Annotated in this window: 16 protein-coding genes; 10 read left to right on the plus strand and 6 right to left on the minus strand. The window is 63.4% G+C overall.

What is annotated here, in order from left to right:
* Positions 1-152: 152 nt before the first annotated feature.
* The 3 genes from B3605_RS21710 to B3605_RS21720 all read right to left on the minus strand — a co-directional run bounded on the left by B3605_RS21710 (position 153) and on the right by B3605_RS21720 (position 2,364).
* Positions 153-560 carry a DoxX family protein gene (locus B3605_RS21710; RefSeq protein ID WP_112944161.1) on the minus strand — a complete coding sequence of 136 codons (408 nt, stop codon included), beginning with the start codon at positions 558-560 and terminating at the stop codon, positions 153-155.
* Between the two features lie 114 nt (positions 561-674).
* Complete coding sequence (locus B3605_RS21715; protein WP_112944160.1) at positions 675-1,403, minus strand: esterase family protein; 729 nt, start codon at positions 1,401-1,403, stop codon at positions 675-677.
* Positions 1,375-2,364 (minus strand): acetylxylan esterase, encoded by a 990-nt coding sequence (locus B3605_RS21720; RefSeq protein WP_112944159.1) that lies wholly within the window; start codon positions 2,362-2,364, stop codon positions 1,375-1,377. Before B3605_RS21720 ends, B3605_RS21715 begins: the two co-directional genes overlap by 29 nt.
* A 391-nt stretch (positions 2,365-2,755) precedes the next feature.
* On the opposite strand from B3605_RS21720, the gene B3605_RS21725 reads away from it, so the two are divergent.
* The 7 genes from B3605_RS21725 (at position 2,756) to B3605_RS21755 (ending at position 11,751) form a co-directional block, all read left to right on the plus strand.
* A complete protein-coding gene (locus B3605_RS21725; protein WP_296435995.1) occupies positions 2,756-4,354 on the plus strand; it encodes an ABC-F family ATP-binding cassette domain-containing protein in 1,599 nt (532 codons plus the stop codon).
* A gap of 113 nt (positions 4,355-4,467) precedes the next feature.
* On the plus strand, positions 4,468-5,871 hold the full coding sequence (locus tag B3605_RS21730; RefSeq protein WP_210297395.1) for a GH1 family beta-glucosidase: 1,404 nt from the start codon (positions 4,468-4,470) through the stop codon (positions 5,869-5,871).
* Positions 5,872-6,236: 365 nt separating this feature from the next.
* Entirely contained in the window at positions 6,237-7,268 is a 1,032-nt protein-coding gene (locus B3605_RS21735) for a methionine ABC transporter ATP-binding protein (protein WP_112945746.1), read from the plus strand.
* Positions 7,258-7,926 carry a methionine ABC transporter permease gene (locus tag B3605_RS21740; RefSeq protein WP_111564912.1) on the plus strand — a complete coding sequence of 223 codons (669 nt, stop codon included), beginning with the start codon at positions 7,258-7,260 and terminating at the stop codon, positions 7,924-7,926. Before B3605_RS21735 ends, B3605_RS21740 begins: the two co-directional genes overlap by 11 nt.
* Before the next feature lie 40 nt (positions 7,927-7,966).
* The gene (locus tag B3605_RS21745; protein WP_047509683.1) at positions 7,967-8,743 is read left to right on the plus strand and encodes a MetQ/NlpA family ABC transporter substrate-binding protein; all 777 of its coding nucleotides are present in this window, start codon (positions 7,967-7,969) and stop codon (positions 8,741-8,743) included.
* Positions 8,744-8,837: 94 nt separating this feature from the next.
* A complete protein-coding gene (locus B3605_RS21750; protein ID WP_112945745.1) occupies positions 8,838-9,395 on the plus strand; it encodes an NADPH-dependent FMN reductase in 558 nt (185 codons plus the stop codon).
* A gap of 145 nt (positions 9,396-9,540) precedes the next feature.
* Positions 9,541-11,751 carry a bifunctional diguanylate cyclase/phosphodiesterase gene (locus B3605_RS21755; RefSeq protein WP_112945744.1) on the plus strand — a complete coding sequence of 737 codons (2,211 nt, stop codon included), beginning with the start codon at positions 9,541-9,543 and terminating at the stop codon, positions 11,749-11,751.
* A 33-nt stretch (positions 11,752-11,784) separates the two neighbouring features.
* Here B3605_RS21755 and B3605_RS21760 read toward each other — a convergent pair whose 3' ends face one another.
* The 3 genes from B3605_RS21760 to B3605_RS21770 all read right to left on the minus strand — a co-directional run bounded on the left by B3605_RS21760 (position 11,785) and on the right by B3605_RS21770 (position 14,426).
* On the minus strand, positions 11,785-12,720 hold the full coding sequence (locus tag B3605_RS21760) for a rhodanese-related sulfurtransferase (RefSeq protein ID WP_112945743.1): 936 nt from the start codon (positions 12,718-12,720) through the stop codon (positions 11,785-11,787).
* A 331-nt stretch (positions 12,721-13,051) separates the two neighbouring features.
* Positions 13,052-13,960: a CHAD domain-containing protein gene (locus B3605_RS21765; protein ID WP_112945742.1), complete on the minus strand. Its 909-nt coding sequence runs from the start codon at positions 13,958-13,960 to the stop codon at positions 13,052-13,054.
* On the minus strand, positions 13,938-14,426 hold the full coding sequence (locus tag B3605_RS21770; RefSeq protein ID WP_296436001.1) for a CYTH domain-containing protein: 489 nt from the start codon (positions 14,424-14,426) through the stop codon (positions 13,938-13,940). The genes B3605_RS21765 and B3605_RS21770 overlap by 23 nt, the downstream gene beginning before the upstream one ends.
* A 155-nt stretch (positions 14,427-14,581) precedes the next feature.
* Between B3605_RS21770 and B3605_RS21775 the strand changes: the two genes are divergently transcribed.
* The 3 genes from B3605_RS21775 to B3605_RS21785 all read left to right on the plus strand — a co-directional run bounded on the left by B3605_RS21775 (position 14,582) and on the right by B3605_RS21785 (position 16,378).
* On the plus strand, positions 14,582-15,220 hold the full coding sequence (locus B3605_RS21775; RefSeq protein WP_112945741.1) for a 2-dehydro-3-deoxy-phosphogluconate aldolase: 639 nt from the start codon (positions 14,582-14,584) through the stop codon (positions 15,218-15,220).
* A gap of 119 nt (positions 15,221-15,339) precedes the next feature.
* The gene (locus B3605_RS21780; protein WP_112945740.1) at positions 15,340-16,053 is read left to right on the plus strand and encodes a tellurite resistance TerB family protein; all 714 of its coding nucleotides are present in this window, start codon (positions 15,340-15,342) and stop codon (positions 16,051-16,053) included.
* Between the two features lie 109 nt (positions 16,054-16,162).
* Complete coding sequence (locus B3605_RS21785) at positions 16,163-16,378, plus strand: hypothetical protein (RefSeq protein WP_112945739.1); 216 nt, start codon at positions 16,163-16,165, stop codon at positions 16,376-16,378.
* Positions 16,379-16,527 lie beyond the last annotated feature (149 nt).

Here is a 16,527-nt window from a genome sequence, read left to right on the forward strand (position 1 = left end):
GAGATTGGCTGGGCGCACCCGATCGCTCCACCTTAATTGTTTGGCGGAAACTTCACCGCGAGTCGATCTCCCCCCTTGTGGGGGAGATGCCCGGCAGGGCAGAGGGGGGTATCCCCGCTCCGCCGCCCGCTTCTCACCAGCCGATCAACCGATCAAGCCGCAACCGCACCCTGCTTGCGCTTCATCATCGCATCGACGCTGAACGGACCAGCACCGGCGGCGACGATGTAGAGGAAGACGAAGCAGAAGAGGATGGCGGCGACGCCGCCGTTTTGGGCGGGGAAGAAGCTCTTCGACGCGTGGCCGATGAAATAGGCGAAGGCCATCAGGCCGGAGAGGACGAAGGCGGCGGCGCGGGTCTGAAAGCCGATCAGCACCAGGAAGCCGAGCGTCAGTTCAAGCAGGCCGGCAATCCAGGACATCGACCCGACATCGGGCACGCGCTCGGCAGCGGGGAAATGCAGGATCTTCTGCGTGCCGTAGCTGAAGAGCACGAGCGCGGAGACGATGCGCAGCAGGCTGAGCAGGGCCGGCTGCAGGAGGTGGATCGAAGCGAACATGGATGACCTTTCTCGTGAGGGAAGACTGTTTCCAGCCTTTAGCCACGGTCTCGGCGATGACAATTCACGAGTTTTGACATCAGCGTTATCGGCCGGCTGCCGGCGTTCGGCGGCTCAGATGTAGAGTGCGGCCATCTTGCGCCAGGCACTGGCGCGGTGGGCGCGGCCGTCCCAGACATGCAGCTGGTGGCCGACCTGCTTGTCCGAGAGAAGCCGGCTCAGATAGTGGTTGTTGTCCAGGAAGGGATCGGCATTGCCGATCGTCATGACGATCTCGACCTCACGCAGCTTGTCCAGCTGCCAGCCGTGATGCAACCCCGGAAGGAAGTGCGTCGGGGTGTGGAAATAGACGGCGCTGTCATAGTATCCGTCAAGCAAGTCGCCGAAGGCTTCGACCCTCAGCGTCAGGTCGTAGCGCCCGGAGAAAGCGACGAGCTTGCGGAACAGATGCGGGTGGCGGAAGACGAGGCTCGCCGCCTGGAAGGCGCCGAGGCTGCAGCCGTGTACGATGGTGCAGTCGTGCCCGTTTCTGGCGGCCATCAGCGGCAGCACTTCGTGGAGAATATAGTCCTCGAAGGCCTGGTGACGGTGGATGCGGTCGGCCGGGTGGCGGTCGAAGCCGTAGAAGGTCTCTGTGGCGAGGCCCTCGATGCAATAGAGCTGCAACTGGCCGGCTTCGAGCTTGTGGGCGAGGCTGGCGACAAGGCCGATCCGTTCATATTCCCAGAAACGACCATCGCGTGTCGGAAACATCAACACCTTGGCGCCGGCATGGCCGAACACCAACAGCTCCATCTCGCGATGCAGGCGCGGGCTATGCCAGCGCAGATATTCCCGGTTCATGAAGCTTCAAAAAACCTCGCAGCTTTTCGCGCAGCGCAAAATTCTGTTCCGTCATTCCAGGATAGTCGAAATGTCCGGCGTCGAGGATGAAGATTTCATTATATTTTGACGGCGGTACCGCGTTGGCCACGGCGAACTGGCAGGGCGGGGCGACGGCCGGATCGAACAGGGCGACGGCCACCAGCATCGGCACCTTGATGCGGGTCGCAGCGGTCGCAGCGTCGAAGAGGCGCAGATGGTCGAGCACGTCGGGATGGGTCTTTTGATAGGTCTGCACGGAATCGGCGCTGCCCACTGTCGGTAGCGTGAGCCACTGCTTACGGTCGCCGAAGGTGGGAACGATCAGGTGGCCGCGATCGATGCGACTGTCGAAGGGGATCGCCAGCGCGCCCAGGCCGCCGCCGAAGCTGCCGCCGATATAGCCGATGCGGTTTGCGAGCCATGGATAAAGCGCCTGCAGCGTCGAGACGGCGATCCAGAGATCCTCGACGCAGCCGCCGATGACGTAGTCGTCGGGGCGATCGATATTGTGGAGCACATGGCCGGGGGCCTCCGGCGGGATCGGCGCCTGTGCGCTCCGCGACATGCCGCGGGCGCAAGGGAAGAGGATGGCGGTCTGTTCCACCGGCAGATCGAAATCCGGCCCATCGCGGCCGCCATAGCCATGGCCGACCACCAGCCCGCGCCGCACCGGCGCGTCACGCGGCAAGAGCAGCCAGCCGCCGATCGTGACGTCATCCGTCGAGGTGTAGGTGATATCGAGCACCTGCCACGCGGGGTGGGTGAGGCTGCTTTGCTTCAACGTTGGCTGAGGGTCGATGGCGAGCGCCCGCTTGTACCGCTTCTGCCAGAAGGCGTCGAAGCCTGGTGGTGCCTCGGGCGGGACGATGGCGCGCAGCGTGTCGAGCGTCATGCCGTAGGTGGGGTCGAAGGGGAAGGGGTGCGTCTTGGGGATGGTCATGGGGGAGTTGTTTCGTGGAATTGGGGGGATTGCAAGGCGGGGCGAGTGGTGAGTTTTCGGGTTGGTGGGAAAAGACCCCTCCCCAACCCCTCCCCACAAGGGGGAGGGGCTAACCCGTGGCACTGAGGTTGCCCAATTCTCTCGACGTCGTCGGTTGAGAGGTTGCAGCTTTGGGCAGGACGTGGCGCCCAGCAAGCCCCTCCCCCTTGTGGGGAGGGGTTGGGGAGGGGACTTGTTATGAAAGCCAGCGACGGTCTTTCCACCCCCGCCTTGATTTCACCCCACCACCTGCCTAGATTGCAGCCATCCGCAATACCAACAGGACGGTGCACCATGGATTTCAACCCGATCGCAATGCCGCTTTGCCTTGCCATACGGGAAACCCATGTCCATGCCTGCATCCATTACCCTTTCCAATCTTTCGTGGTCCACGCCTGACGGGCGGCCGCTTTTTTCCAATCTTGATCTGAGCTTCGGAGCCGAACGCGCCGGGCTGGTCGGTCGCAACGGCGTCGGCAAGACGACGCTTTTGAAGCTGATCACGGGCGAGCTCGCGCCGCAATCCGGCAACGTCGCCGTCAGCGGACGGCTCGGTGTGCTCCGCCAGACGGTGCAGGTGGATGCCGACGCCACGGTTGCCGATCTCTTCGGTGTGCGCGATGCGCTCGATGTCGTCGCGCGCGCAGTCGCCGGCGAAGCCGCGGCCGAGGAGGTCGCCTCCGCCGATTGGACGCTTGAGACCCGTCTTGCCGATGCGCTCGAGCGGATGGGCTTTTCAGCGGAGCCCGATACGCTGCTCACCTCGCTCTCGGGCGGCCAGCGCACGCGGGTCGGGCTGGCGGCGTTGATCTTCAGCGAACCCGATTTCCTCATCCTCGATGAGCCGACGAACAATCTCGATCGCGATGGCCGCGAGGCGGTGATCGCACTGCTTCAGAGCTGGCGGGGCGGGGCGCTTGTGGTCAGCCATGATCGTGCGCTTCTGGAGCGGATGGATGCGATCGTCGAGCTGACGACGCTGGGTGCCAGGCGCTATGGCGGCAATTGGAGCGCGTTTCAGGCGCGCAAGGCGGTCGAGCTTGCGGCGGCCGAGCACGATCTGGCGGATGCGGAAAAGCGGGTGGCAGATGTCGTCCGCAGCGCCCAGCTTTCCGCCGAGCGGCAGGCGCGCAGCGACAAGGTCGGTGCCAAGAAGGCGGCGCGGGGCGATATGCCCCGTATCGTCGCCGGCGGCCTGAAGAGGGCGGCGGAGAACACGAAAGGGGACAAGGTCCGGCTCGGCGAGAAGCGGCGCGAGGAGGCAATGGAGGATGCCAGTGCGGCGCGCGAGCGCATCGAAATCCTGCAGCCGTTCTCCGCGAAGCTTGCCTCGACGCATCTGCCCGCGTCGCGGGTGGTGCTGCGGCTCAATGGTGTGACGGCCGGATACGAGGCGGATCGGCCCGTGATCAGCGATCTCTCCTTTGCCATGACAGGGCCGGAGCGGGTGGCGGTCGAGGGGCCGAATGGTTCGGGCAAGACGACGCTGCTGTCGCTCGTCACCGGGCGGATCGTGCCTTGGGCGGGAACGGTCTCGGTGCCCGTGCGCCTTGCGGTCTTCGACCAGAGCGTCAGCCTGCTCGACCGGTCGCTATCGATCGCCGAGAACTTTCGCAGGCTCAATCCTGGTGCGAACGAGAATGCCTGCCGCGCGGCGCTGGCGCGGTTCATGTTTCGGGCCGACGCCGCCCTCCAACAGGTTTCGACGTTGAGTGGCGGGCAGCTTTTGCGCGCCGGGTTGGCCTGCGTGCTCGGAGGCGCGGAGCCGCCGCCGCTGCTGGTGCTCGATGAGCCGACCAACCATCTCGACATCGATTCCATCGCCGCCGTGGAGGCGGGGCTTGCCGCCTATGACGGGGCGCTCCTCGTCGTCAGCCACGATGCGGTGTTTCTGGAGCGGATCGGCATCACGCGGCGGCTGTTGCTGCCATCGGGAGAGGATGTGCTCTGAGCGCGCGCGTTCCAATCTGCAACGTTACAGATTTGACATTTCAAACCTATACGTAGAGTAGAGGGCAGCCGGAAGTGCGATGCAGCCGCCGGCCGAGTTTGGAGGATTTCAGTTTGACGATTGATGCGAAGACCCCCGCCGCGAAGATTGATGCCAAGGCCCTGGCCGCCCGCTTCCCCGGCGATTTCACCTTCGGCGTGGCGACGGCCGCCTTTCAGATCGAGGGCGCTTCGAAGGCCGATGGGCGCAAGCCGTCGATCTGGGATGCCTTCTGCAACATGCCGGGCCGGGTCTTCAATCGCGACAATGGCGACGTCGCCTGCGATCATTACAACCGCCTCGACGAGGATCTCGATCTCATCAAGTCGCTCGGCGTCGAGGCCTATCGCTTCTCGATCGCCTGGCCGCGCATCATCCCCGATGGCACCGGGCCGGTGAACGAGAAGGGGCTCGATTTCTACGATCGCCTCGTCGATGGCTGCAAGGCGCGGGGCATCAAGACCTTCGCGACGCTCTATCACTGGGACCTGCCGCTGCTGCTTGCCGGCGACGGCGGCTGGACGGCGCGGTCGACGGCCTATGCCTACCAGCGCTACGCCAAGACGGTGATGGCGCGTCTCGGCGATCGTCTGGATAGCGTCGCGACCTTCAACGAGCCGTGGTGCATCGTCTGGCTGAGCCACCTCTACGGCATCCACGCGCCGGGCGAGCGCAACATGCAGGCGGCACTTCACGCCATGCACTACATGAACCTCGCGCACGGCCTCGGCGTCGAGGCGATCCGTTCGGAAGCGCCGAACGTGCCTGTCGGCCTGGTGCTGAACGCCATGTCGGTCATCCCGGGTTCCGACAGCGCTGCCGACCAGGCCGCCGGCGAGCGGGCGCACCAGTTCCACAACGGCGCCTTCTTCGATCCTGTCTTCAAGGGTGAATATCCGAAGGAGTTCCTGGAGGCGCTCGGCGACCGCATGCCCGTGGTCGAGGACGGCGATCTTGCTGTTATCAGCCAGAAGCTCGACTGGTGGGGGCTCAACTATTACACGCCGCTGCGCGTGGCCGACGATCCCAAGAAGACCGGCGATTTCCCCTGGACTGTCGAGGCGCCCCGCGTCAGCGACGTGAAGACCGATATCGGCTGGGAGGTTTATGCGCCGGCGCTGAAGCATGTGGTGGAGGATCTCTACCGCCGCTACGACCTGCCGGAGTGCTACATCACCGAGAACGGCGCCTGCGACAACACCGGCATCGAAGCGGGTGCCGTCGAGGACACGATGCGGCTCGATTACTACATCCAGCACCTCGACATCGTCGCCGATCTCATCAAGGATGGCTATCCGATGCGCGGCTACTTCGCCTGGAGCCTGATGGACAATTTCGAGTGGGCGGAGGGCTATCGCATGCGCTTCGGCCTCGTGCATGTCGATTACGACACGCAGGTGCGCACGGTGAAGACGAGCGGCAAGTGGTATTCGGATCTCGCCGCGCAGTTTCCGAAGGGCAATCACAAGAGCGCCTGATCGGCTTCGGCATAATTGTCTATGCGGCAGGTAGATTTTTTCCTGCCGCATCGCACAAATAAAAAAACATCCCTGTCCGGTTTCAACCACTGGCGGCATAAGTTGCAGCAACAGGAAAGGCGAAACGTCTTTCTTTCCCGCCCGCAACGAAAGCCGCGTCCATGTCTCGCACCCGTGATTGTCTTCGAATGTGCCGCCCGATTGGCTAATCGGCGCGATAGCGGTTATAGAACCGCCAGTTTTTGAAGACCAACACACGTGAGCATGAAATGACACTCCAACACCAGGCCCAACAAGACGCTGCCCAGGGCGCGTCCGGCGGCCATTCCGGGCGAGAGCCAGAGGGCGCGGCGGGGGCGATCCCGATGGTCGCCTTTGAAGGCGCCGGCAAGCGCTACGGGCCATCAGGCGAGGGCGGCTTCACCGCGGTCGAAAAGGTCGATCTTACCGTTGCGCGCGGCGCCATCACCGGCATCATCGGCCGCTCCGGCGCCGGCAAGTCGACGCTGATCCGCATGGTCAACGGGCTGGAGACGGCAACCTCGGGCAAGGTGCTCGTCGATGGCGTGGATGTCGGCGGGCTCAGCGAAGAGGGGCTTCGCGGCCTGCGCCGCCAGGTCGGCATGATCTTCCAGCACTTCAACCTGCTTTCCTCGCGCACCGCCTTCGACAATGTGGCCCTGCCGCTGGAGATCGCGGGTGTCGACAGGCAGACGATCCGCGCCAAGGTCGGGCCGCTGCTCGATCTCGTCGGTCTCGGCGACAAGGCGGGCAACTATCCCTCGGAGCTGTCGGGCGGCCAGAAGCAGCGCGTCGGCATCGCCCGGGCGCTCGCGACCGATCCGAAGCTGCTGCTCTCCGACGAAGCCACCTCGGCGCTCGATCCGGAGACGACGCAGTCGATCCTCGAGCTGCTGAAGCGGATCAATGCCGAACTCGGGCTCACGGTTCTCCTCATCACTCACGAGATGGAGGTGGTGAAGACCATCGCCAGCCACGTCGCGGTGATCGATGCCGGCCATATCGTCGAGGCCGGGCGCACCTTCGACGTCTACACCAACCCGCAGCACCAGACGACGCGCACGCTGCTTGCCTCGGCGCTGAAGCTGCCGGAGTGGCTGCGTTCGGGCATCAAGGCGCAGCCGTCCTCGGGCGACCGGGCGTTGGTGCGGCTGGTGTTCTTCGGCGAGACCGCCTTCAAGCCACTGACCGGGCAGCTGGTCGCGGAGCTCGGCTCCGACGTCAATATTCTCGCCGGCGCGATCGAAGAGATCGGCGGAGAGCCCTTCGGTTCGCTGGTCGTTTCCTATTCCGCCGATCCAGACGTGATCGCGCGCGCCGACCGCTTCTATGCGGAAACCGGTCTCAAGACGGAGGTGCTCGGTTATGTCGCCTGATATGATCTACAACCTTCTCTCCAAGGCGTTGATGCAGACGCTGCAGATGGTGTTCGTCGCCGGCATCGTCGGCTCGATCATCGGCCTGCCTATCGGCGTGTTCCTGGCCACCTCGGGCAAGGGCGAGCTGTTTCCGGCGCCGAAGACCAACCGTGTGCTCGGGCTCGTCGTCAACGCCGCGCGCTCGACGCCGTTCATCATCCTCGTCGTCGCCATCGTGCCGCTGACGCGCCTTTTGACGGGCACGTCGATCGGCACCTGGGCCGCGATCGTGCCGCTCACCATCGCCACCATCCCGTTCTTCGCGCGCCTGGTCGAATCCGCCATCCGCGAGATCGACAAGGGGCTGATCGAGGCCGCCCGCGCCATGGGCGCCACGCCGTTCCAGATCGTCTTCAAGGTGCTGTTGCCTGAGGCCCGACCGAGCATCCTGATGGCCTTGACGATGACCATCGTCAGCCTGATCGGCTACTCCGCCATGGTCGGCGCCGTCGGCGGCGGCGGGTTGGGCGATCTCGGCATCCGCTACGGCTACCAGCGCTTCAATCCCGAGATGATGGTGATGGTCGTAATCGTGCTGATCGTTCTCGTACAGCTCGTCCAGAGCGCCGGCGACGGGCTTGCCCGCCGCTTCGACAAGCGCAACCGGAAAAACTGATCCTTTAACAACAAACCATAATTCAACACAGGAGACACCCATGAAGAAGTTCATCATCGCAGCCGCGCTCGCTGCCTTCGCAGCCGGATCGGCACTCGCCGAAGACATCAAGGTCGGCGTCACGCCGGGCGAGCACGCGCAGATCATGGAAAAGGTCGCCGAGATCGCCAAGACCAAGGGCCTCAACATCGAGATCGTCGAGTTCTCCGACTATGTCGTGCCGAACCAGGCGCTCAACGATGGCGACATCCAGGCCAACTCGTTCCAGCACCAGCCCTACCTCGACAACCAGATCGCCGACCGCAAGTTCGATCTCGTCAGCATCGGCACGACGATCACCACCCCGATGGGCGTCTATTCCAAGAAGGTGAAGAGCCTCGACGAGCTGAAGGAAGGTGCCACCGTCGCCATCCCGAACGACCCGACCAATGGCGGCCGCGCGCTGCTCGTTCTCGCCTCGAAGGGCCTGATCAAGTTCAAGGACAATCCTGGCGTCAAGGTCACCGTCGCCGACATCATCGAGAACCCGAAGAAGATCGACTTCGCTGAGATCGACGCCGCGCAGCTGCCGCGTTCGCTCGATGACGTCGATGCCGCCGTCATCAACACCAACTACGCCATGGAAGCCGGCCTGCATCCGAAGACCGATGCCATCGCCATCGAGAGCGAAAAGTCGCCCTACGCCAACGTGATCGTTGTCCGCACCGCCGACAAGGACGCACCGTGGGCCAAGACGCTGGTCGAATCTTACCACGACGAAAGCATCCGCAAGTTCATCAACGAACAGTTCAAGGGCGCCCTGATCGCGTCTTGGTAAGAGCTGCTCTTATCCTTATACGACATGAAGCGGTCCGGCCTTGCCGGGCCGCTTTTTCGTTGGGGCGAATCGTCGGATGCCGTAGACCAGTGGGATGGAAGCCAAACCGCTCTTTCTCTATGCGCTCTGCGGCAGCCAGCGGAAGGTCTCGACCAATCGCCGGCTGCTCGAGGCTTTGCGTGAAAACGCATCCGAGGGCGTGGCGATCGAGATCTGCGATCTGATCGGTGATCTGCCGATCTTCAATCCCGATCGCGAGGGCGAAAACACGCCCGAGATCGTCGAGCGGCTGGGCGCGAAGATCCGCGCCGCCGATGGCGTCATCGTCGCCTGCCCGGAATATGCGCATGGGCTGCCCGGCGGGCTGAAGAACGCGCTGGACTGGCTGGTGTCGCGCGACGAGGTGCCGTTCAAGCCTGTGATGATCGCGCATGCATCGCATCGCGGCGACTTCGCGCTGGGCCAGTTGACCGAGGTCCTGAAGACCATGTCGTTCGACATCGTCGAGGAGGCGCATCTGCGGATCGGGCTGCTCGGGAAGGACGATGCGTCGCAGGCGACGGTTCTCGATGCGGCTGTGCGAGACGGCGTTATTTTGAACGCGCTTGCAAAATTCTGCACGCACGTTCGTGAGAATGTACTTTATAAGTAGAGTTGAATAATTTTATCCGATTGAAATACAAGGACTTTTGTCGCTCTTGTGTTCGTGCCGCAGATGCGAAAATGCTTAATCGTTCAATCGTGTTTTAACCGTTTTTTGAAGGCTTCCCGGCAGTATTCGCCCACAGGGAGAATGCATGTCGTCGATCTTCAGCAAACGAAGCGCGATTCTGGGAGCTGGTCGCCACACAACCGTGGCCGGCGTCCTGTTTTCGTTTGCCGTTGTTGTCGTCGTCGTGACGCTGATGGTGCTGAACGCGCTCGATCACGTGGCGCAGAAATCCAACGTGCTCGATGACGAGCGCTCGCGCGAAACCGTCTCCGGCGCGCTTCAGAATTTCGTAGCCCAACTCGGCGCCACCCTCAACGACTATGCCGCATGGGACGATGCCGCGACCAATGTCTATGCCACCGATGGCATGGACTGGACCGTGTCGAACTATGGCGAGATGTCGGTCAACAGCGCGCTGTTCGACATGGCAATCGTGATCGACGACGACAAGACGCCGATCATGGTCTATCGCGACGGCAAGCCGATGGCCGACAGCTTGCAGGATTTCTTCTCGCCGGCGCTCTGGGCGCTGTTCGACAAGGTTAAGGCCGCAGGCGCGCAAGACCTTCCCGAGGCATCCGGCTTCATCAGCACAAAGTCCGGCATCGCCGTCGGCGGCGTAGCGCTGGTGCGCGAAAAGTCCGGTGCGCTCGCGGCCGTGCCCGGCAAGCACCGCTATCTCATCTTCATCCGCCATCTCGACGCCGCCAAGATCGACGATATCGGCAAGACCTATGTCATCGGCGGGCTGCAACTCGTCCCCGCCGACCGTGCCGCCACCTATTCCGTACCGATCGAGGATGCGCTTGGCGCGTCGCTCGGCAAGCTGATCTGGACGTCGCGCGCGCCTGGCGATGTCGGCTATGCCGATGTGCGGAGCCAGGTGGTGCGGGCGATCTGCCTTGTCGGCCTGTTCTTCGTCGTGCTGCTGATCATCGGCTGGCTGGCCGGGCGCCGGCTGAAGAGCGAGGAGATCATCGCGCGCGAGGATGCGTTGCGCGACCGGCTGAGCGGACTTCTGAACCGCGACGGCCTGCGCGTCTCCGTCGATGCGATGGTGACGCTCGCCAGGCAGTCTCAGGATAATGTCCAGCTTCTTTATCTCGACCTCGATGGTTTCAAGGAGGTCAACGATTCCTACGGTCACGGCACCGGCGACCAGCTGATCCGGGCGGTCGCGGCGGGGCTCAAGGTGCTGATCCCCGATGGCGCCGTGCTTGCCCGCATCGGCGGCGACGAGTTCGCTATCGTCTTTGCCTCGCCGCAGGCGGATGCGGCTGCATTGCAGCTCTCCGAGCATATTCTCGATTTCCTGGCCGAACCGCTGGAAATCGGCCGGCGCGTGGTCGTCATCGGCGCCAGCATCGGGATTGCGGTTTCGCCTGCGGGCAGTGTCGATCGCGAGGAGCTGGTGCGGCGCGCCGATCTGGCCATGTACAAGGCCAAGGAAGCCGGTCGCGCGCGCATGACGCTCTACGATCCCGCCATGGATGCCGATCGCGAGGAGCGCAACGCGTTGGAACTCGATTTGCGCCAGGCGATCGAAGGCGGCGACCTGACGCTTGCCTACCAGCCGCTGATAGGCGCCGACAGCAACGAGATGGTCGGTGTCGAGGCCCTTGTGCGCTGGAACCGACCGGGCCATGGGCCGGTGTCGCCCGATGTCTTCATCCCGGTTGCCGAGACCAGCGGTCTCATCGAGGCGCTCGGCCTCTTCGTGCTACGAAAGGCCTGCGAGACCGCCAAGCAGTGGCCGGAGCTCAGGATCGCCGTCAACGTTTCGCCCGGCCAGTTTCGCAACCCCGCCTTCACCGATTACGTGCGCTACGTGCTGCGCCAAACGGAAATCGAGGCCAAGCGGGTGACGCTGGAGGTGACCGAGGGTTACATGATCCAGAACCCGAAGCGGACGCGCCAGGCGATCGAGCAGCTGAAGACGCTGGGTGTGAAGATCGCGCTCGACGACTTTGGCTCGGGCTTCTCGTCGATCGGCTATCTCCGCCAGTTCGGATTCAACCGCATCAAGATCGACCGTTCGCTGATCATGGATATCGAGCACAGCGAGAGCCAGCGCGAGATGCTGAAAGCGACCGTGGCGCTTGCGAGCTCGCTCGATATTCCCGTCACTGCCGAAGGCATCGAGACGCCGGAGCAGGCCGACATCGCCTCGCAATTCGGTTGCGATACGCTGCAGGGCTTCTTCTTCAGCAAGCCCGTCTCCGCCGAGGACATCACCGAGCGGCTGATGGAAGCGCGTGCGCGCAAGACCAGCGGACGGCGCGTCAGCGCCGCCTGATCAATTCTCTATCCAAGCTTCAGAGCGATCCCGTCAGGTGCCGATGTGCTTCTGGCCGCGTTTCTTGGCCAGCGCGATCTGCAGCTGGCGCTGGCGGTAGCGCAGCCGGTCTTCCTCGGTGCGGCTGTCGTAGCAATGGCTGCACGACACGCCTTCCTCATATTTCTCCGAGGTGATCTCTTCCGCGGTGATCGGATTGCGGCAGGCGTGGCAGAGCTTGTGGTCACCCTCCTTCAACCCATGCTCGACCGAGACGCGCTCGTCGAAGACGAAGCAGGCGCCTTCCCACAGGCTCTCTTCCTGCGGCACTTCCTCGAGATATTTCAGGATGCCGCCCTTGAGGTGGTAGACCTCGTCGAAGCCCTGCTCCTTCATGAAGGCGGTGGCCTTCTCGCAGCGGATGCCGCCGGTGCAGTACATGGCGATCTTCGGCTTGTTGTGCAGGCCGGTGTTGTTCTTCACCCAGTCCGGAAACTCGCGGAAGGTCTTGGTGTTCGGGTCGACGGCGCCCTTGAAGATGCCGATCGCGGTCTCATAGTCGTTACGGGTGTCGATGACGATCGTATCGGGATCGGAGATCAGCGCGTTCCAATCCTTCGGCGCGACATAGGTGCCGACGATCTTGTTGGGGTCGATGTTCTCGACGCCCATCGTCACGATCTCTTTCTTCAGCTTCACCTTCATGCGTACGAAGGGCATTTTCGACGCGCGGCTTTCCTTGTGCTCGAGGCGGGCGAATTCCGGCATTGCGCGCAGATGGCCAAGCACCGTCGCGATCCCCGCATCGGGCCCGGCGATCGTACCGTTGATGCCCTCATGGGCGAGCAGCAGCGTGCCCTTGACGCCATTATCCTCGCACAGCTGTTGCAGCGGCGCGCGCAGGCTTTCGAAGTGCGGCACGGAAACGAAATGATAAAGGGCCGCGACGAGGAAAGGGCTCGTCGCCTGTTGGGTCGATGTGTCGGTCATGTGGCTGGAAATACAGCTTTCAGAGCGCAAGCGCAATCGCCGGCAGGTGCGGCGAGAGCCTTTCCTGGTTAGCTTGAAGCATTCTGCCGGAGCAGGTTTTCGTCAGGGCAAAGGCGATTGGCGAAGGGCATACCCCGGGTACGGTCGAGCCGATCGCCTTTGATCCTGGCGGAAAGATGCCCGGCCCCTGCGGGGTTGGCTGAAACGGGCCGCCTGATCGTCCGGCCGGCTTGGCCGTATGCGTTGGCTACGACGCGCGCCGGCCGAACGACCATCCGACTCCGTTTGAGCCAACAGAATGCTTCAATCTAACCAGGAAAGGCTCTGATATTCAGCCGCCAAAGGCGATCCAGAGCATCTCGATACGCATCGCCTCGTCATCCGCATCCGGGCCGAAGATGGTCTCGGCGCGATCCAGCGCGTCGTGGCGGCCCTGCTGCTGGTGGAAGATGATGGCGTAGAGCAGGTGCGCGAGGTCGTCGGCATTCTCGAAATGGTGATGCTCGGTCTCGACCAGCTCGCACAGCAGTTCAAGATCGTTGATGCGCCCGAGCAGGTCGACCAGCGTGCTCGCCGCATCGTACTTGGCGTTCATGGCGGTCGGCCAGAGCGGATTGAGTAGCTTGTGATAGGCGCGGTAATCCTGCGTGCGCTTGCGCAGCGTGTGAAAGGCTTCGGCCGAGACATGCCCCTCGCAGGCGGCCAGCGCCTTTCGCGCCTTGCGGACTGTCGTGTCCCACCCATGTGCAAGAAGCCGCCCATGTCTGCGGTGCCCACCCTTGAGGTTGACGTCTTGAACGGCCGCGACCGCCCGCTTCAGCGCCGAGATAGTGTCGGAAACGACCTTTTCGGGATCGCGCCTTGCTGCGATCAGCCGGTCGCGGCGGGCGGTGAGCGCCACGACGATGCGGCCGAGCGCCTCGGCCTCGTCGCTGTCGCGGGCGCGTTCGTGCAGATAGGTGGCGGTCTCGACGAGGGCTGCCGCATCGCGCAGGGAGGACAGCGAGCGGGCGATGCCGCGCAGCCTGATGTTCTCGCGGGCGGAAAATTTCGGCACGGCGCTCGCGACCAGGCGGTAGAGCGAGCGCACCCGCTTCAGCCGCTTGCGCGCCTCATGGATCGCGTGGTCCGTGCCTTGAGGCCGCGTTTCGAGCACATCGATCGCATGGCGCAGCTGGCGTCGCGCGAGCTTGTGAAACTGTGATTTGAAGGACCGATCAGGCCGTATGCTGAAGGGCATGCCGGTCGTGCTCAAATTCGGTTGCCAATGCCTGATTTGAGTATCTGAAGTCGCCGGTGACCTCGCGGCCGAGCCAGGCGGGAAGCGCCGGCCGTTCGGCTTCCGACTCCATCTCGACCTCGGCGATGACGAGGCCGCGGTGCTGGCCGGCGAAAACGTCGACCTCCCAGACGTAGCCCTCATAGGGCACGCGGTAGCGGGTCTTTTCGATGACGATGCCGATCGCCGCATCAAGCAGCTCTTCGGCGTCAGTGACCGGGATTTCGTATTCGAATTCGTCGCGGGTCATCTTGCTGCGGCCGATCTTGGTGGTCAGCCGCGCGCTCTTCCTGTCGATGATGCGCACGCGTACCGAGCGATCGTCCATCGACGCGATATAGCCCTGTCTGAGGACAGACTTCGCCTCCGCGCCGGAGCGCCAGCCATCGCTGCGTACCAGGAACTTCCGCTCGATCTCTTTTGCCATGACCGATGAACCTCTTTGACGACGGCGGGTACGCTAGCGCAAATTGGCTGAGGTTGATACCCATTCCGTTCCAAAGATGGTTGCGGTCTCGACAAACTTTAGCGGTAGGTCTATTCCGTTGCCGGAATTAAATCGTTTCAAAAGGAACCACGGCCATGGGCGAAAAGACAGAGAAACTCCTTTCCATCCTGAAACTGCAGCCCGTCGTGCCTGTTCTGATCGTCGACGACGTCAAGTCGGGCGTTTCGCTGGCGCGCGCGCTGGTCGCGGGTGGTTTGAAGGCGATCGAAATCACCATGCGCACGCCGGCAGCGCTGGACACGGTTCGCGCCGTGGCCGACGAGGTCGAGGGTGCCGAGGTCGGCGCCGGCACCATTCTCAACGCCAAGCATTGGGAAGCCGCGGTTGCCGCCGGCTCCAAGTTCATCGTCAGCCCCGGCACCACGCAGGAGCTGCTCGATGCGGCCCGCGATTCCGCTGTGCCGCTTCTGCCGGGTGCCGCGACTGCCAGCGAAGTGATGGCGCTGCGCGAAGAAGGCTATCAGGTGCTGAAGTTCTTCCCGGCCGAACAGGCCGGTGGCGCCGCCATGCTGAAGGCGTTCTCCTCGCCGCTCGCCGGCACGCTGTTTTGCCCGACCGGCGGCATCTCGCTGAAGAACGCGATGGATTACCTGTCGCTGCCCAACGTCATCTGCGTCGGCGGCTCCTGGGTCGCGCCGAAGGAACTGATCGCTTCGGGCGATTGGGCCGGCATCACCAAGCTCGCCGCCGAGGCTGCCGCGCTGAAGGGCTGAGGCGGCTTTCTCCTGACATTTTTGTGATCCGCATGGTGCGGGCGGCCTTGCCGCCCGCATTTGTATTCGTGCCGGGCGTACCTATCTTCTGTTTTAGCTTAAAAGGGAGACAATCAGGTATGTTCGACGCGAAGAAGCTTCTTGAGCAGTTTCTGGGATCGCAGATTCCGGGTGTCGGCGGCAGCGTTCGAGACCGGGCGGGCGGCGCGATCGAGATGGCCAAGAACAATCCGTGGAAGGCAGGGGCCCTTGCGACCGCCGTGCTCGGCACCAAGACCGGCCGCAACATCGCCGGCAATGTCGCGACGATCGGCGGGCTCGCGGCCGTCGCCGGCCTCGGTTATCTCGCCTACAAGAACTATCAGTCCGGCAAGTCGCCTGAGGCAGCACCGCAGCCTGCCGCCGCGACCGGCCAGCCGATCGCCCTTCCTCCTCCGGATTCTGCCTTCAGCCTGGAGGGGCCGCAGCTCTCCAATGATTTCGCCCTCACGCTGATCCGCGCGATGATCGCCGCCGCCAAGGCTGACGGCCATATCGACGATGCCGAGCGCGCCAACATCATGGAGAAGGTGCGCGAAGTCGATCTCGGCTCGGAAGCTGAGGCCTTCCTGCGCAACGAACTTGCCAATCCCGTCGATATCGACGATCTCGTGGCCGCCGCGCGCACCGAGGAGCAGAAGGTCGAGCTCTATACCGCGACGCGGCTGACCATCAATCCCGATACCCGCGCCGAACGCGGCTATCTCGACCTGCTCGCCGGCCGCCTCGGCCTGCCGGACGCGTTGCTCGATCATATCGACGCGACCGTGTCGTCAGCCAAGGTCACGGCCTGAGCCGAAAAAGGCTTGCCGTTTGACGATTGGCAAGCCTGCCATTACGGCCAGTTGCCTTTCGCCGGCGGCTGGCCTAAGCCCTTCTCCTCACCTGCAGGAGATTTTTCGCATGGCCGACCCCAGATCCGAACGCCGCTCGCCGGCGATTGCCGCTGCGATCATCCTCGTCTGCGCCGGGCTCGTCATCTATTTCCTGCCGTCGGTGGTGCTGTGGATCGGCAATTACTCGCCGACGCTGGCGATTGTCGTTGGGGTTTGTCTGGTGATGGCGTTTTTCGCGGTGTTCTGGCTGCGGGCTCGGTATCAGCGCCGTCGGGGTGGGTGAGGGTTTAGGGTAGCCCTTCATCTAGGTTGTGCCATGCGGCCCCCTCATCCGGCCCTTGGGGCCACCTTCTCCCCTATGGGGCGAAGGGAAGATGGAGCGAGCGGCCTGCTCCGAGTCTCTTCTCCCCGACGGAAGCCGTTGCAAAATAC

The sequence above is a fragment of the Rhizobium sp. UBA1881 genome (assembly GCF_002338015.1).
Taxonomy (GTDB): domain Bacteria; phylum Pseudomonadota; class Alphaproteobacteria; order Rhizobiales; family Rhizobiaceae; genus Rhizobium.

Bases quoted from the DNA above. Each gene is read 5' to 3' on its own strand.
- B3605_RS21710 (WP_112944161.1), bottom strand. From the start codon at position 560: ATGTTCGCTTCGATCCACCTCCTGCAGCCGGCCCTGCTCAGCCTGCTG.
- B3605_RS21715 (WP_112944160.1), bottom strand. From the start codon at position 1,403: ATGAACCGGGAATATCTGCGCTGGCATAGCCCGCGCCTGCATCGCGAG.
- B3605_RS21720 (WP_112944159.1), bottom strand. From the start codon at position 2,364: ATGACCATCCCCAAGACGCACCCCTTCCCCTTCGACCCCACCTACGGC.
- B3605_RS21725 (WP_296435995.1), top strand. From the start codon at position 2,756: ATGCCTGCATCCATTACCCTTTCCAATCTTTCGTGGTCCACGCCTGAC.
- B3605_RS21735 (WP_112945746.1), top strand. From the start codon at position 6,237: ATGGTCGCCTTTGAAGGCGCCGGCAAGCGCTACGGGCCATCAGGCGAG.
- B3605_RS21740 (WP_111564912.1), top strand. From the start codon at position 7,258: ATGTCGCCTGATATGATCTACAACCTTCTCTCCAAGGCGTTGATGCAG.
- B3605_RS21745 (WP_047509683.1), top strand. From the start codon at position 7,967: ATGAAGAAGTTCATCATCGCAGCCGCGCTCGCTGCCTTCGCAGCCGGA.
- B3605_RS21750 (WP_112945745.1), top strand. From the start codon at position 8,838: ATGGAAGCCAAACCGCTCTTTCTCTATGCGCTCTGCGGCAGCCAGCGG.
- B3605_RS21755 (WP_112945744.1), top strand. From the start codon at position 9,541: ATGTCGTCGATCTTCAGCAAACGAAGCGCGATTCTGGGAGCTGGTCGC.
- B3605_RS21760 (WP_112945743.1), bottom strand. From the start codon at position 12,720: ATGACCGACACATCGACCCAACAGGCGACGAGCCCTTTCCTCGTCGCG.
- B3605_RS21765 (WP_112945742.1), bottom strand. From the start codon at position 13,960: ATGCCCTTCAGCATACGGCCTGATCGGTCCTTCAAATCACAGTTTCAC.
- B3605_RS21770 (WP_296436001.1), bottom strand. From the start codon at position 14,426: ATGGCAAAAGAGATCGAGCGGAAGTTCCTGGTACGCAGCGATGGCTGG.
- B3605_RS21775 (WP_112945741.1), top strand. From the start codon at position 14,582: ATGGGCGAAAAGACAGAGAAACTCCTTTCCATCCTGAAACTGCAGCCC.
- B3605_RS21780 (WP_112945740.1), top strand. From the start codon at position 15,340: ATGTTCGACGCGAAGAAGCTTCTTGAGCAGTTTCTGGGATCGCAGATT.
- B3605_RS21785 (WP_112945739.1), top strand. From the start codon at position 16,163: ATGGCCGACCCCAGATCCGAACGCCGCTCGCCGGCGATTGCCGCTGCG.